Annotated in this window: 17 protein-coding genes and 1 tRNA gene; 9 read left to right on the top strand and 9 right to left on the bottom strand. The window is 71.9% G+C overall.

The features are described from left to right. Window positions 1-60: 60 nt before the first annotated feature. Window positions 61-864 carry a DUF3662 and FHA domain-containing protein gene (locus VFV89_RS13900; protein ID WP_329706549.1) on the bottom strand — a complete coding sequence of 268 codons (804 nt, stop codon included), beginning with the start codon at window positions 862-864 and terminating at the stop codon, window positions 61-63. Between the two features lie 124 nt (window positions 865-988). Here VFV89_RS13900 and VFV89_RS13905 point away from each other — a divergent pair. Beyond that, a tRNA-Leu gene (locus VFV89_RS13905) sits at window positions 989-1072 on the top strand. A 285-nt stretch (window positions 1073-1357) separates the two neighbouring features. On the opposite strand, the gene VFV89_RS13910 is transcribed toward VFV89_RS13905, so the two are convergent. From VFV89_RS13910 to VFV89_RS13920, 3 genes are read right to left on the bottom strand one after another with little or no spacing between them, the layout of a single operon-like run. Further along, window positions 1358-2707 (bottom strand): hypothetical protein, encoded by a 1350-nt coding sequence (locus VFV89_RS13910; protein ID WP_329706550.1) that lies wholly within the window; start codon window positions 2705-2707, stop codon window positions 1358-1360. Then, window positions 2704-3054 carry a sigma-70 family RNA polymerase sigma factor gene (locus tag VFV89_RS13915; RefSeq protein WP_329706564.1) on the bottom strand — a complete coding sequence of 117 codons (351 nt, stop codon included), beginning with the start codon at window positions 3052-3054 and terminating at the stop codon, window positions 2704-2706. Before VFV89_RS13915 ends, VFV89_RS13910 begins: the two co-directional genes overlap by 4 nt. Before the next feature lie 15 nt (window positions 3055-3069). Next, on the bottom strand, window positions 3070-3210 hold the full coding sequence (locus VFV89_RS13920) for a hypothetical protein (RefSeq protein ID WP_329706551.1): 141 nt from the start codon (window positions 3208-3210) through the stop codon (window positions 3070-3072). A 456-nt stretch (window positions 3211-3666) separates the two neighbouring features. On the opposite strand from VFV89_RS13920, the gene VFV89_RS13925 reads away from it, so the two are divergent. Then, complete coding sequence (locus VFV89_RS13925; protein ID WP_329706552.1) at window positions 3667-4731, top strand: aminotransferase class V-fold PLP-dependent enzyme; 1065 nt, start codon at window positions 3667-3669, stop codon at window positions 4729-4731. A gap of 5 nt (window positions 4732-4736) precedes the next feature. Here the strand turns inward: VFV89_RS13925 and VFV89_RS13930 are convergent, their stop codons facing one another. Continuing rightward, window positions 4737-5336 (bottom strand): short chain dehydrogenase, encoded by a 600-nt coding sequence (locus VFV89_RS13930; RefSeq protein WP_329706553.1) that lies wholly within the window; start codon window positions 5334-5336, stop codon window positions 4737-4739. Between the two features lie 46 nt (window positions 5337-5382). Next, window positions 5383-5997: a helix-turn-helix domain-containing protein gene (locus tag VFV89_RS13935; protein WP_329706554.1), complete on the bottom strand. Its 615-nt coding sequence runs from the start codon at window positions 5995-5997 to the stop codon at window positions 5383-5385. Between the two features lie 140 nt (window positions 5998-6137). On the opposite strand from VFV89_RS13935, the gene VFV89_RS13940 reads away from it, so the two are divergent. From VFV89_RS13940 to VFV89_RS13950, 3 genes are read left to right on the top strand one after another with little or no spacing between them, the layout of a single operon-like run. After that, window positions 6138-7172, top strand: coding sequence for a methyltransferase (locus tag VFV89_RS13940; RefSeq protein WP_329706555.1), 1035 nt, complete (start codon window positions 6138-6140; stop codon window positions 7170-7172). Beyond that, window positions 7169-7663 (top strand): hypothetical protein, encoded by a 495-nt coding sequence (locus VFV89_RS13945; RefSeq protein ID WP_329706556.1) that lies wholly within the window; start codon window positions 7169-7171, stop codon window positions 7661-7663. The genes VFV89_RS13940 and VFV89_RS13945 overlap by 4 nt, the downstream gene beginning before the upstream one ends. A gap of 56 nt (window positions 7664-7719) precedes the next feature. After that, window positions 7720-8265, top strand: a complete 546-nt coding sequence (locus VFV89_RS13950; RefSeq protein ID WP_329706557.1) for a dihydrofolate reductase family protein — start codon at window positions 7720-7722, stop codon at window positions 8263-8265. A gap of 15 nt (window positions 8266-8280) precedes the next feature. Here VFV89_RS13950 and VFV89_RS13955 read toward each other — a convergent pair whose 3' ends face one another. The 3 genes from VFV89_RS13955 to VFV89_RS13965 all read right to left on the bottom strand — a co-directional run bounded on the left by VFV89_RS13955 (window position 8281) and on the right by VFV89_RS13965 (window position 10840). After that, window positions 8281-9027 carry a metallophosphoesterase family protein gene (locus tag VFV89_RS13955; RefSeq protein WP_329706558.1) on the bottom strand — a complete coding sequence of 249 codons (747 nt, stop codon included), beginning with the start codon at window positions 9025-9027 and terminating at the stop codon, window positions 8281-8283. Between the two features lie 51 nt (window positions 9028-9078). Continuing rightward, window positions 9079-10431, bottom strand: coding sequence for an MATE family efflux transporter (locus VFV89_RS13960; RefSeq protein WP_329706559.1), 1353 nt, complete (start codon window positions 10429-10431; stop codon window positions 9079-9081). Window positions 10432-10495: 64 nt separating this feature from the next. After that, complete coding sequence (locus tag VFV89_RS13965) at window positions 10496-10840, bottom strand: hypothetical protein (protein ID WP_329706560.1); 345 nt, start codon at window positions 10838-10840, stop codon at window positions 10496-10498. A 106-nt stretch (window positions 10841-10946) separates the two neighbouring features. Here VFV89_RS13965 and VFV89_RS13970 point away from each other — a divergent pair, with 106 nt between their 5' ends. The 4 genes from VFV89_RS13970 (at window position 10947) to VFV89_RS13985 (ending at window position 14876) form a co-directional block, all read left to right on the top strand. Then, window positions 10947-11618 carry a hypothetical protein gene (locus VFV89_RS13970; protein ID WP_329706561.1) on the top strand — a complete coding sequence of 224 codons (672 nt, stop codon included), beginning with the start codon at window positions 10947-10949 and terminating at the stop codon, window positions 11616-11618. A 31-nt stretch (window positions 11619-11649) separates the two neighbouring features. Continuing rightward, window positions 11650-12921 (top strand): hypothetical protein, encoded by a 1272-nt coding sequence (locus tag VFV89_RS13975; RefSeq protein ID WP_329706562.1) that lies wholly within the window; start codon window positions 11650-11652, stop codon window positions 12919-12921. Window positions 12922-12952: 31 nt separating this feature from the next. Next, a complete protein-coding gene (locus tag VFV89_RS13980) occupies window positions 12953-13432 on the top strand; it encodes an SRPBCC family protein (protein ID WP_329706563.1) in 480 nt (159 codons plus the stop codon). A gap of 67 nt (window positions 13433-13499) precedes the next feature. Further along, window positions 13500-14876, top strand: coding sequence for an NAD-dependent malic enzyme (locus VFV89_RS13985; protein WP_414690387.1), 1377 nt, complete (start codon window positions 13500-13502; stop codon window positions 14874-14876). The last annotated feature ends 9 nt before the right edge of the window (window positions 14877-14885 follow it).

Here is a 14885-nt window from a genome sequence, read left to right on the forward strand (position 1 = left end):
GACAGCACGAAGATCCACAGGATCGCGAGGTAGGCCAGCCGGATCAGGAAGAGCGTCAGCTCAGACATCGGTGGCCCCCTGGGCTTCCGTGACGATCCGGACGGTGAGGGTCGTGCTGCCGATCTTCACCTGCGAGCCGTCGCGGAGGCTGGTGTTGGTGACCCGGTGGCCGTCGACCAGCATGCCGTTGGTGGAGCCGAGGTCGCGGACCCGGACCTCCAGCCCGGCACCGCCTCCGGCGAGCTGGAACTCGATGTGCCGGCGGCTGACGCCGGGGTCGTTGACCCGGATGTCGGCCTCGGTGCCACGGCCGACGACCGTGGCGGGCGGGTGGAGCGGGTGCTGCTCGCCACCGGCGACGACGAAGGCCCGCGCCCGCTGCGCCTGGGTGTGGGTGGCGTTGGACTGCACCCGCGCCCGGGCGCTGCTGCGGATCCGGAACCGGCCGGTGGTGAGGTCGTCGGCCCTCTCGAACTCGATGCCGATCGGTCCGGGGAAGACGTAGCCCTGTGCGTCCGCGTGGTCCTGGACCTGGTGGGTGAGCTCGTCGGCGAGCGCGGTGTCGTACGGCGCGAGCCGGTCGAGGTCGGCCTGGCTGAGCTCGACGTGGAAGTCGTTGGGGACCATCCGCCGCTCGCGGCTGAGGATCTGGGCGTTGTTGTCGCACTCACGCTGCAGGGCAGCCGCGATCTCGACCGGCTGGACAGCGCTGCGGAAGGCCCTGGCGAAGGCTCCGGAGATGAGGTTCTCCAGCCGCTGCTCGAACCGCTGCAAACCGCCCACGTCGCCTCCTTCCGCGTCCGGCATCCTGATGGCGTGCAAACACGCCGCGGTGTCGTCGGGCACCGGTCGGCGGTCGTCCACGACTGTATCGGGGTACCCGTTCTCCCTCGTGGACGCCGTGGGACGGCGTACGGTTCTCCCGGCTGCCTGCTCCTTACTGATTAGGAACGGCTCCGCGCGCTGGGCTAACCTTGGCCCGCTTCACGCGCGAGTGGCGGAACAGGCAGACGCGCACGGTTCAGGTCCGTGTGTCCGAAAGGACGTGGGGGTTCAACTCCCCCCTCGCGCACGTGTGATTGGCCCCGGATCCTCGGATCCGGGGCTTCGTCGTTCGTCCGCGGCAGGGTGGAGACCACCGGCGCCCGGTGCCCGGCTCCGCGGTGGACATCGAGCCGCTGGGCGCCGGGCTCGATGTCGCACTGCGTTCAGGGATGACGCCACCCCAGACGTCGCCCCGGCTGTCGCTCGGCCGCCACTTTCCGGGCGCCGCTGCAGCCGGCCAGGAGGAGCAGGGGCAGGACCCACCTGGCGATGGCGTTCGGGGGCATGGCGACCATCTCCTCTACTGCCTCCTCTACTGCAGCCGAGCGTCGAGGACGAGGTCGATCAGGCGCTCGTCCAGGTCCGCGCCGATCGGACCCTCGTCCTCCCGCACGATGAGGAGCTCCATGACCACGACGGTGTGACGAGGTCCGACGTACACGAACTCGCGGCTGTCGGCCCGTGAGTTCTTCGGGCAGCAGTCGGCCCAGTGCTCCTCGTCCCAGGCACCGACGAACACGGTGGTCGGGTCGTCGGCGCCGAAGACCCGACGCTCGGCGCAGGAGAGGAGGAAGGCGCGCCCGCACTGGGGGGGCCGCCCCGCGGGCAGCACGATGACGATGAGACTCCTGCGACCGACGTGGCCCCAGGCGTTCCCGTAGCCGGGCGCCCCGGCCACGGCCGGCCCGCCGGGGTCAGGCTCGTTCCTGAAGCCGGGGACGTGGTCCTCCACCGCCGACACCACGACCTCGTCGGACGGGACCGCAGAGGCGCTCTGCGGGATGGTGAGCCGCGGGTCGGCGGCCGCGGCGGCCATCGCGTCCGGCGTGACGGGGGTGAAGTCGGGCGTGCCCCGCCCGCTCACCACGACGTACCCGACCAGGCCGTCGCGGCGGTCGACGGCCACCCCGACCTCGTAGTCGCCACAGGTGGCGGTCGCCGGCCCACCCCCCTCCCAGGAGGTGCACCGCCGGCCCCATCTGGTGACCTGGGCACGCTCACCGCCGGGTCCGGCGAACCGCTCCGTGCTGCACGACACCTGCTGGTCTGAGTAGCCGGGGTGCTGGACGCGCTGGTAGGCGCAGCCGTCGTCGAGCAGGCTCGGGTCACCGGGCTCGACCTCCAGCCCCAGGATCCCGAAGGTGGTGTAGGCGCTGGTGGCCGCGGTCGTCGCCTGGTAGTCCGAGCCCCGGGCCGGCCACCTGAACTGGACACTCCACGAGTAGGGGTAGTTCTCGGAGGCCTCCAGGTCGCCGTCCGGGTCGAGGTGCTCCTCCACGACCGGGAACCAGCCCTCCCGGACCTCGTTGAAGGGGTCCTGGAACAGCCAGCCCTTGTGGTCGCGGGTGGCGGCGACCGTGGTGTCCGACCAGGTCTGGGGCGACTGCGCCTTGTCCGTCGGACTGGGCGACGGGCCCTGGGTCGGCGTGGGCGTCGGGGTGGGGGAGACGGGCGGAGCCGTGTCGGTGCCGCGCCAGCCCACGACGAGCCCGACGATGACGGCCAGCGCGGCGGCGATGGCTGTGAGGGCGGCGACGGCGGCGTATCGGTGCCGGCGTTCGCGGTGGGCATCCTGGGCCGCCTGCTCAATGGCACGGTCGAGGTCGCCGTAGACCGGGACGTCGGCGACGATCTCGTCGAACGCCTGGCGCAGGCCGCTCATGACTCCACTCCTTCGAACGAGGCCACCGCGTCGGGGACCAGGTCCCGCAGCCGCTGCAGCGCGACCCGGGTCTGTGACTTGACGGTGTTGGGGCTGACCCCGAGGGCCTCGGCGGCCTGGTGCTCGGTGAGGTCCTCGTAGAACCGCAGGACCAGCACCGCGCGCTGGGCGGGCGTCAGCCGGGCCAGCGCGCCCTGAAGGGTGAGGCGGTCGGTGGCGGTGGCGGCCTCGTCGCCCCCGGCCCGGTCCGGGGGCACGTCGGACAGGAACTCCCGCAGCCGTCGCTTGCGCCAGCCGTCGACGAACCGGCTGTGGAGGATCCGACGGACGTAGGACTCGGGGTCGATCGTGCCGGTCCTGTCTCAGCGCCGGACCAGGACGACATAGGTGTCCTGGACCAGGTCCTCGGCAGCCTGGTGGTCGCCTGTCAGCAGGTACGCCGCCCGGGACAGCGCGGCACCGCGGGCCGAGACGAACTCCCGCAGCTCGACCTCGCGGTCCACGGAACCACTCTCCTCGCACGCGACGCTGTCATCCACATGAACGCAGGAATGGCACGGCGCGGGTGGGGGATCCGCGAAATATCCTGCGGGCCCGCTATCCGGCCCGACGGCACGGGTCGATCGCTCAGAGTGGTGTAACGGCTGATCCTTCGGGTTGGGGTTCGAAGAGCTACTCGTCGGGGTCGAGGGTGACGAGTCCCTGGACCGCGGGTAGGTCGTCGACGTCGGTAGCAATGCATCCGCCCCGAGTGACCGGACTACGTTGGCGCAGGGTCATCACCGATGGTCCAGCTGATCAGCGGCTCGTGCACCTCCCGGGCTGGGCGACCACGCTCCTGGAGCACCTCGCCCTCGAGGGGCGGACCCTGCAGCCTGTACTCGAGTCCTGGACCAGCTGGCCCGGGCGCCGCCCCTGAACCGGACCGAGTGTCCGAGCCGACCCGGAAGGAGCCCGCCATGAACGGGACCACTGGCCACGCGCACCTGTGGGACGGCGGTCCCGGATGGCTGAACACCGCCTCCTACGGGCTCCCACCCCGGGCGGCGTGGGATGCACTGCAGGGCGCCCTGGACGAGTGGCGGACCGGCGGAGCCGACTGGGAGACGTGGGACCGAAGCACCGACCGCGCGCGGCGCTCGTTCGCCCGCCTGGTCGGCGCGGAGGTGTCGGACGTGGCCGTCGGCAGCACCGTGGCTGCGGCCCTCGCGCCCGTCGCGACCGCGCTGCCGGACGACGCCGTGGTCCTGGTCGACGAGACCGAGTTCACCTCCGCCGTCTTCCCCTGGCAGGTCCACGCCTCGCGCGGGGTCCGCGTGGTCTCGACACCGGGGCCGGAGCTGGTCGACGCGATCCGTCCCGGGGTGGACGTGGTCTCGGTGAGCGCCGTCCAGTCCTCGACCGGTGCGGTCCTCGACCTTCCCGCGGTGGTCGCGGCGTGCGAGGAGGCCGGTGCCCGCCTGGTCCTCGACGCCAGCCAGGCGGCCGGCTGGCTCCCCCTCGACGTCAGCGGCGTGGACGTCCTCGTCGCGCACAGCTACAAGTGGATGATGTCGCCGCGCGGCGCCACGTTCTGCTACCTCTCATCGCGCATCCGGGAGGAGCTGCGGCCGCTGAACGCCTCCTGGTACGCCGCCGCGGACGTGATGGGCTCCTACTACGGCACGCGGATGGACCTCGCGTCCGATGCGCGCCGGTTCGACCAGTCCCCGGCCTGGTTCAGCCTCGTCGGAGCGGCCGCAGCACTCGAGGTCATCGAGGAGATCGGCGTGCCTGTCATCCACGCCCACGACGTGGCCCTGGCCAACCGATTCCGCGCCGGGCTCGGTCTTCCGCCCGGCAGCTCCGCCGTCGTCTCGACGTACCATCCGGGCTCACAGGAGGCCTTCGCCGATGCCGGACTCCGCGCCGCGGTCCGCAACGACCGCCTGCGTGTCTCGTTCCACGTCTACAACACCGACGCCGACGTCGACCTGGCCCTGGACGCGCTGTCGGGCGCCGACCGGGCGGGCCGCGGCCACTGACGCGGCTACCAGGCCCGGATCACTTCGCCGGTCCGCCACCCCTCCACGCTGCGCTCGAACGCCGCAGCGATGCGGCTCATCGGCACCGGGGCCCGGCCCGGGTTGAGCGCGCCGAACTCGGCGGCGCTGTCCTCGGCCAGCCCGGGGCTCACCGCGTTGATCCGGACCCCGCGGTCCATGGACAGGGCGGCCGAGCGGACGAACCCCTCGACCCCGCCGTTCGCGACGGCGAAGGACACCGCGTCGGGGATCGGGTCGTCGAAGAGGTAGCCGGAGATGAGCGTGAACGCGCCGCCGCGCGAGATCCGGGACCGGCCCAGCAGCACGAGGCGGAGCTGTCCGAGGAGCTTGCTGTGCACGCCGACGGCGAGCTCGTCCTCGCTCGCCGTCCCCAGCGCACCGAAGTGCGCCTCGCCGGCCGTGCTGACCACGGCGTCGAACTCGCCGACCTCGTCGTACATGCGCGCCACCGAGTCCCGTGAGGCGATGTCGACGCGGACGTCGCCCGAGGTGCGCCCGGCCACGATCACGTCGTGCCGGGCCGACAGGCGCTTGACGACTGCCGTGCCGATGGTGCCGGCGCCGCCGACCGCGATGATGCGCATGATCCGACGGTGCGTCCGGGCCGGGCGCCCGGGCAACGCCGGTTCGTCAGGGCCGAACGCTGCGGGCCAGGCGCTGCTGCACCGCCCCGACCGCGCGGGCGTAGACCTCGCTCCGGGTGGCGAACCGCTCGTCGGTGGCGCAGACGCCCAGTGACCCGAAGGGCTCCTCGCCCAGCCGCACCGCAGCGGCGGCACACGTCACTCCCTCGAGTGCACGCTGCGGTCCGACGAGCACGCCGCTGTGCTCGGTGGTGAGGACCTGCCCCAAGGGCGTCAGCTCAGCCTCGACCGGGGTGGTCGGCGCGGCGACCCCGCCGGCGGGGACGGCGCTGGCGGCGTACAGGACCCGGTCGCGGTCGAGGGCGGCCAGGTGGACGGTCTCGCCGAGCTGCCGGGAGAGGGTGTGGGCCGCGGGGACGACCGTGGTGCCGAGACCGTGGGACTGGAGCATCGTGCGGGCAAGCCCGACCAGCCGCCAGCCCAGCCGGTAGTTCCCGCACGCCATCCGCTCGAGCAGCCCGCTGCGGGACAGCTCGCGGAGCAGCTCGTAGGCGCTCGACTTCGCGATGCCCACCTCGGCAGCCACGTCGGTGGGGCCCCAGTACGGCCGCTCGACGGTGAACAGGTCGAGGACCTCGGCGGCCCGAGCCACGCCACGCACCTATTGACCGTACGCCCGTCCCGGCGGGAAGGCGCCCGAGTTTCGTTCGGCTGTCCCGAACCGTCCTTGGCCGTGGTCGGCGTCGCCGCCCATCGTCGGGGCTCGTCCTGAGAAGCGAAGCAATCCCATGTGGAGGTTCGATGACCGCGGTCGCCCAGCGAGAGCTGTCGCCCGTCCCCCTGATGCAGCTGGCCACCGCGTTCTGGGCCTTCAAGACCCTGGCCGCGGCCCACGAGCTCGACCTGTTCCCGCGCCTGTCCGGCACCCCGGGGGTGACCAGCCTCGAGCTGGCCGAGGCGTGGGGGATCGAGGAGCGGCCGGCCGACATGCTGCTCACCGGCTGCTCCGCGCTGGGGCTGCTCGAGAAGCGCGAGGGCCGCTATGTCAACAGCCCGCTCGCTGAGGAGTTCCTCGTCCGGGGCCGGCCCTACTACTTCGGCGGCTTCGTGCAGATGCTCGACCAGCGGCTCTACCCGGGGTGGGGCCGGCTGACCGAGGCGATCCGCACCAACCGCCCGACCACCTGGGACCCGGTCGTCCAGGACTCGCTCTTCGACGGTGAGGACCCCGAGCTGCTCGCGGTGTTCTGGGAGGCGATGCACTCCTTGTCGACGTTCACCGCCCGCGAGCTGGGCCGGGCGATCGACCTGAGTGACGCCCGCCGGCTGCTGGACGTCGGCGGCGGCTCGGCGGCGTACGACATCGAGCTGTGCCGGCTGCATCCCGACCTGACCGCGACCGTCTACGACCTGCCGAAGGTGGTCGACATCGCGGCCGGGAAGGTCAGGGAGGCGGGCCTCGATGGTCGGATCGAGACGGTCGCCGGTGACTTCTTCGCCGACGCCTCGCTGCCCGGAGGACACGACACGGTCCTGCTGTCGATGATCCTGCACGACTGGGCCGAGGAGCGGGGCCGGGCGATCCTCCAGAAGTGCTGGACGGCGCTGCCCAGCGGTGGCCGGCTGGTGATCGCGGAGCTGCTGGTCGACGACGAGCGGACCGGTCCGCCGGCCGCGGCCCTGATGAGCCTCAACATGCTGGTCGAGACCGAGGGCCGCAACTACACGCCGGCGGAGTACGAGGCGTGGCTGGCGGAGCTGGGCTTCGTCGACGTGCACACGGTCTGGTTCGAGGCGCCGGGGGCCAACGGCGCCGTGATCGGGCGGAAGCCGTGAGCGCGGCCCCCCTCGCCGCCGTGGGCGGCGTCATCGTCCTCACCGCCGCGCTCGCCGGCACCTCCCAGGCGGTCGCCGATCCTCGCTGCCGCGACGTCGACGCGACGATCCGCGACCAGGTCGTGGACCAGGGCTGCCCCTCCCCGATCCCGGTCTGTGTGATCGGGACCGTCCGCGGCAAGGGGCACTTCGACGGCACCACCGTGTTCGTGCTCGGCTCGCGGGGGGAGGCGCCGCCCACCGCGCCCGACCAGCGCCCGGTCAGCGGGACGATCACCTACACCTTCGGCGACGGCTCCACCCTCACCGCGCTCGAGACCAGCGTCGGCAACGTCGACCCCGAGACCGGCGCGGGCCATGCCGGTGGCACGCAGGAGTTCACCGGCGGCACCGGCCGCTACGCCGGGGCAACGGGCTTCGCCTACCTCGCGCAGCGCTACGAGACCGACCACTTCCTCACCCGGATCCGAGGCGAGGTCTGCCACGCATAGGGACCCGGCTGTGCCAGCCGCTGCCGACAGTCGGACCGGGAAGGGACCCAACCACCATGAGCCGGATCGTCAGCTCCACGTTCGTCAGCCTCGACGGCGTCATCAACCACATGGAGGAGTGGCACTTCGACCACATCGGCGAGGAGAGCGACGAGATTGCCCGCGACCAGCTGGGCGCCGCCGACGCCATGCTGATGGGCCGCCGTACCTACGAGATCTACGCCGCCACCTGGCCGCACCGCGACGACCCCTACGCCGACGCGATCAACGCCATCCCCAAGTACGTCGCTTCCACCAGGCTTCGGCGGGCCGACTGGGCCAACACGACCGTGCTCAGCCGCGACCTGGTCGAGGCGGCGGCCGAGCTCAAGGGGAAGCACCCCCGCGGCCTGCTGATGCACGGCTACGGGCCGGTCGCGAAGACGCTGATGCGCGCGGGCCTGCTGGACGAGCTGTGCCTGTGGCTCCATCCCGGTCTCGCCGGCGTCGGCACCGTCGACGACATGGTCTTCAGCGAGGGCCTCAACGCCCGGCTCAGGCTGATGGAGGCCCGGACCCTCGCCTCCGGCGTGGTGCTGCTGCGCTACCGGCCGGCCGACTGACCGAAGGACGCCCGCTCACCGCCCGTCGCGTGGCCCGAAGGCGGCGAGCGCATCCGCATCGCTGTTGGCCGAGCGCACATACTCCTCGGCCCAGGCCTGCCGGTCGGGGTACGCCGACCCGGCCACCACCGCGGCCACCGCCGCGTCGAGGTCGACCTCGGTGTGGCGCAGCTCGACCTGGCCGTCGCGCAGCAGCGCCCAGGAGCCGCCCGCGCGGCCGTAGGGCATGCCGATGCTGCCGGAGTTGACCACGAGCCGTCGGTCCACCAGACGCACGAAGGGCATGTGCGTGTGGCCGCAGACCACCACCCGGTCGCTCCCGGACAGCCCCGCGAACACCTCGGCCCAGCGCGAGAGCCGGGTGTCGACGAGCACCACCTCGTCGTCGTCGCGGGGCGTGCCGTGGCAGAAGACGACCGTGCCGAAGCCGTCCACCTCGACCCGGACCGGGTGGGGGAGCCCGGCCAGCAGCTCGACCTGGTCGGGCCGGAGCTGCCCGCCCGCCCAGTCGGACACCTCGATCCCGGACTCGCCGCCGCGGGCCACCTCGACCAGCTCGCGGTCGGCGTTGCCGCGGACCAGCAGACAGCGCTCGCCGAGCCCGACCAGCCGGTCGAGGACCTCGACCGGCATCGGACCAGCGGCGTGGTCGCCGGTGACGACGACGAGCTCGGCCGCGAGCACGTCGGGCTCGGCCAGCACGGCGTCCAGCACGGGCAGCACGCCGTGGATGTCGGAGAGCACTGCGATCGACATCACCATGGACGCCAGTCTGCTTCAGCCTTCGTCGTCCCCGTCGCGGGCGCGTGGGGCTCAGCGCCGGGCCGGCGCCCGGACCGCACCCGTCACCAGCCACGCGTCACCGCGCGCCCGCCGGGTCAGCACCACGAACCGCGCGCCCATGAAGACGCCGGCGAAGGCGACCCAGACCGCGACCAGTCCGCCGGTGACGAAGGCGGCCGCGAGCACCACCGGCGCATAGACGGCGAGCACGACCGCCCCGGCCCACGCGAGGTAGCGGCCGTCGCCGGCACCGATGAGCACGCCGTCCAGCACGAAGACGACGCCCGCGACGGGCTGCCCGAGCGCCGCGATGAGCAGCACCGGCACCAGGAGGTCGTGCACCGCGGGGTCGCTGCTGAACAGCCGCCCGAGGAACGGCGACGCGGCGGCCAGGAGAAGCCCGCACACGACGCCGCTGTAGGCACCCCACTGCACCATCCGCCGGGTGACCGCCCGGGTGCCCGCCACGTCGCCGGCGCCGAGGTAGCGACCGGTGATCGCCTGCGCCGCGATCGCGATCGCGTCGAGCACGAAGGCGAGGAAGGACCACAGCGTGATCGCCACCTGGTGGGTGGCCAGCGACACGGGCCGGTCCGGTCCGGACGCGCCCAGGGTGACGGCGTACGTCGTCAGCAGGAGCGCCGCGCGCAGAGTGATCGTCCGCACCACCAGCGCCACCCCGGAGCGGGCAGCCATGCGGATCCCGGTCGGGTCAGGCACGAGGGAGGCGCCGGCACTGCGGGCGCCGCGCACCACGACGGCCACCAGGGCGGCCGCGCTGAGCAGCTGAGCGACCACGGTCCCGATCGCGGAGCCGGCGATGCCCAGGCCGTCGAAGGAGCCGACGCCGTAGACGAGCAGCAGGTTGAGGCACACGTTGACCCCGTTGCCCGCCACCGCCACCACGAGCGGCGTCCGGGTGTCCTGGAGGCCGCGCAGGATGCCGGTCGCGGCCAGCATCACCAGGATCGGGGTGGTGCCGAGCCAGGCGACCCGCAGGTAGGTGGTCGCGTAGCCCTCGACCGAGGCGCCGGCACCGAAGGCACCGACCAGCGGGCCGGTGAACAGAATGCCGAGCACGGTCACCACCACGCCGATGAGCACGGCCAGCCAGACCCCGTCGATGCCCTGCGCCAGGGCGCCCTTCTCGTCGCCGGCCCCGAGGTGGCGGGCCACGCTGGCCGTGGTGCCGTAGGCGAGGAAGATGCACAGCCCGACCGCTGTCTGGAGCACCACCGCCGCGATGCCCTGGCCCGCGAGCTGGGGCGTGCCGAGGTGACCCACGATCGCGGCGTCCGCGAGCAGGAACAGCGGCTCGGCCACGAGGGCCAGGAACGCCGGGACCGCGAGCCGGAGGATCTCGCGGTCGTGCGCCGTGGCCATGCCCGGAACTCTAGTATCGGTAATGACCAGACCGCACCTCTGATCCTGACGCGCGGGTGGCGGGCTACGAGAGGGCGAGGATCACGATCCCGACCACGCCGGGCACGAGCCCGAGCGCGAGCCACCACGACGCGACCGGCTTCTGGTGGATCAGGCGCGCGACCGCAGCGGCCACCACCCCGAACAACCCGCCGATGACGCACAGCCCGTAGCGGGAGACGGTCGCGGACTCGTCGAGGAAGAAGGCCCCGATCACCAGCCCGGCCGACAGGTGGAAGATCGTGGTGACGGCGAGCACGGACAGCACCCAGCGCTGCACCCGGGTGAGCGAGTGGTCGTTGACGGGACGCACCGGGTTGGCCGGGTCCATCAGGTGCCGCGGCCGGCGGGCCGGGCTCTGCTCGCTCACCCCTCGATGATCTCGCACCCGTGGCGCACAACCCATTCCGCGGCCGCGTGACCTCTGTCATCACACGCCGTCAGTGCGTCAGCATCCGGATGCGACACTCGGGCCCATGACCGACGTGGCACCCGGGGACGGTCATCGGTCCCGACGGCTCCGCAACGGTCTGCTCGTCGCCCTCGCCGTGGTCATGGTCAACCTGCCTTGGGTGCACAGCGTCTGGCAGGACCACCGGCTCGACCGGGACGGCGTCGACCACGCCGCCACACTCACCCACCACGAGCAGCGGGACGACAGGCTGTTGGTCTCCTTCGACCTGAAGGGGACCGACGACCAGCCGGCGATCTCAGGCGAGGCGCGGGTCGACCGGGCGACGTACGACGAGGCGGTGGCGAGCGAGCGGGTGACGGTCCGCGCCCTGCCCGGGTCGGCGACGGTGTGGCGGGTCGAGGGGGAGGTCGGCAGCAACCTCGGCCTGGTCGTCACCGTGGTGGCGGACGTCGTCCTCCTGGCCCTGGTGCTGCTCCTGGTGCGGTTCGGCTCCCGGCTGCGCCAGGAGATGGTGCTGGTCGCGACCGAGGACCTCGAGCGGTGCCCGCCCGGGTCGGTGCTGGACCAGGTCGACGGCCTGCGGTTCGTCGTGTGCGGGGAGGTCCAGACCATCGAGGACGACGCCGTGGTCCTCGATCTGGGCGACCGCAGCGTGCGGGTGATCCTGGACGGGCACCACAACCCGGCGGGCTACCAGCAGCCGGTCCGGGCAACTGGCACGATGCGCAGTTGAGAGGGGTCCGGACCGTCTAACCTTCCGAATCGTGAAGAGACGTCGCCTCGCCGCCGCCACCGCGCTCGCCGTCGGCGTGCTCGCGGTCCAGACCGGCGTGGCGTCTCCCGTCCATGCCGCAGCGCCGCGCTACGCCTCCACCACCGGGTCCGGGACGGAGTGCACGAGCACGGCTCCGTGCGACATCGTCACCGCGGTCAACCAGGCCCCGTCCAGCACCGAGGTCATCATCGCCCCGGGCACCTACAGCCTCGGCTCGACCGGCCTCGTCAACAGCCAGTCCGCGGTGAACGTGCACGGCACGCCCGGTCAGCCCCGGCCGGTCATCAACAGCAACGCCTCCCCGGCACTGTCGATGCTCGGCGCGGGCGCGCGGGTCGCGGACCTGACGATCAACCAGAACGGCGGCAGCTTCGGGCTTCAGGTGTTCGCCACCGGCATCCTCGTCCAGCGGCTCGAGGTCCACTCGTCGGCCGCGGACGCCTGCGCGATCGGCTACAGCGGGCTGGTGCGGGACGTGCTGTGCGTCAGCACCGCCGCCGGCGGTGTGGCGCTCGAGGACTCGTGGGGCGGCGGCACCGGGCTCCTCACGCTGCGCAACGTCACGGCGGTCGCCACCGGTGCGGGCTCCTACGGCATCCGGGCCAACTCCACGAGCAACGACACCAACCTCGACGTCAGCGCCCGCAACGTCATCGCGTGGGGAGCCCTGGCCGACATCGGCTCGGGCGAGACCGGGACCAACAGCGAGAGCGATGTCATCCTCAGCTTCTCGAACTTCGACAAGATCGAGGAGCTCGGCGGCGGGAACGTCACCAACGTGGGCTCGGTCGCCACCAACCAGACGGCGCAGCCGATCTTCCTCGACAACACGCTCTTCCACCAGGCCTGGAACTCCCCGACGGTCGACAAGGGCACGACCGACGTCAACGTCGGGACCGCCGACCTCGACGGGGACCCTCGGCGGCTCGGCGCAGCGACCGACATCGGGGCCGACGAGTACGACACCGTCCCCCCGGACGTCACCCTCCTCCACGTGCCGAAGCCGAAGGTGCACAAGCACAAGGTGAAGTTCATCTTCGTCGCGAGCGAGATCGTGACGTTCACCTGCAAGGTGGACAAGCGGAAGGCCAAGCCCTGCAGCTCGCCGCTCAAGCTCAAGCTCAAGCGGTACGGCAAGCACAAGATCACCGTCATGGCGCGCGACATCGTCGGCAACGTGGACCCGACGCCGGCGACGTACACCTGGAAGCTGAAGCACAAGCACAAGCGCAAGCACCATCACCACCAGCACCACCACTGAGACGGTCGGAGTCGGTGGGTACCGCCCGCGCATGTCGTCGTTCTTCGCGCGGACCCGGGCCCGGTCGGTGGTCCTCGCCCGCCGTGAGGACATCTGGGCGCTGCTTATCGACCCGGTGCTGATGGCGAGGTTCACGCCGTTCGTCCGGAACATCACCGCGGACGGTGACCACTGGTTCTGGGAGATGTCCGGGCTGAGCGTGCTCGGTCTGAAGGTCGCGCCGTCGTTCACCGAGCGGATGGAGCTGCGCGAGCCGGAGCGCATCGAGTTCCGCCACGACCCGCCCGCGGGCCGGGTCGAGAAGGCCGGCGCCCAGGGCTGGTACGCACTCACCCCGACCGAGGACGGCACCGAGCTGACGACCGAGCTCGAGATCACCGTCGACCTGCCGCTCCCGAGGGCCTCGGGGCCAGCGGTGCGGGCCACGATGCGCAAGGTGATCGACGCCATGGGCGACCGGTTCTCGCAGAACCTGCTCGAGCACCTCGGAGCCGAGGAACGCTCCGCCTGAAGCGACGCGTGCGGAACGTCGACGGCGCCGACTTGCCCGCAGCCGACCGGAGCGTGAGGCTTTGGTCGTGTCCGTCACCGCCTCGTCCTACTCGATCACGATGCGCCTGCACACGGCGCCCGACCACGGGATCGTCGGGGCGGTGGCCACCGCCATCTCGGCGGCGGGCGGCGTCGTCACCGCGATCGACGTCGTCGACTCCACCCGTGAGCGGCTGGTGCTCGACGTCACGTGCTCGGCCAGCGACGCCGACCACGCCCACGAGCTCGAGGAGGCGGTCGACGCCATCGACGGCGTCGAGGTCTACAAGGTCAGTGACCGGACGTTCCTGCTCCACATCGGCGGCAAGATCGAGGTCCACTCCAAGGTCCCGCTGAAGAACCGGGATGACCTGTCGATGGCGTACACGCCCGGCGTCGGCCGGGTCAGCATGGCGTTGGCGGAGAACCCGGACGACGTACCCCGGCTGACGATCAAGGGCAACAGCGTCGCGGTGGTGACCGACGGCTCGGCGGTCCTCGGGCTCGGCAACATCGGGCCGGGCGCGGCGCTGCCGGTGATGGAGGGCAAGGCGGCGCTGTTCAAGCGGTTCGCGAACATCGACGCCTGGCCGATCTGCCTGGCCAGCCAGGACACCGACGAGATCGTGCGCGCGGTCGAGATGATCGCGCCCGGCTTCGGCGGGATCAACCTCGAGGACATCGCCGCTCCGCGCTGCTTCGAGATCGAGCAGCGGCTGCGCAAGAGCCTGGACATCCCGGTCTTCCACGACGACCAGCACGGCACCGCGATCGTCGTCCTCGCCGCGCTCACCAACGCGCTTCGTGTGGTCGGCAAGGAGATGACGTCGTGCCGGATCGTGCTGTCCGGCGCGGGCGCGGCCGGTACGGCGATCGTGACGCTCCTCATCGCGGCCGGTGTCACCGACGTCGTGGTGATCGACCGGGACGGTGCGCTCTGCTCCGGCGACGACGCTCTCTCCGCCGCGCACTCCGAGCTCGCCTCGATGACCAACCCGCGCAAGGTCAACGGCGGGCTCAGGGACTGCCTGGTCGGAGCCGACGTCTTCATCGGGGTCAGCGCGCCGAACATCCTGCAGCCGGAGTGGATCGCCGACATGGCGGAGCAGCCGGTCGTCTTCGCGCTCGCCAACCCGGACCCGGAGGTCGACCCGGCCGAGGCCGAGAAGTACGCCGCGGTCGTGGCGTCGGGACGCTCGGACTACCCCAACCAGATCAACAACGTGCTGGCCTTCCCCGGCGTCTTCCGGGGACTGCTCGACGCACGGGCCCACGACATCACCATCGAGATGCTGCTCCGCGCCGCCGAGGCGATCGCGCACGTCGTGCGCGACGAGGAGCTGAACCCGAACTTCATCATCCCGACGGTCTTCAACACCGAGGTGCCGAAGGCCGTGGCCGAGGCGATCCGCGGGGCGCGCTAGTCGCCTGTG

It is taken from the genome of Nocardioides sp. (assembly GCF_036274455.1).
Classification (GTDB): domain Bacteria; phylum Actinomycetota; class Actinomycetes; order Propionibacteriales; family Nocardioidaceae; genus Nocardioides.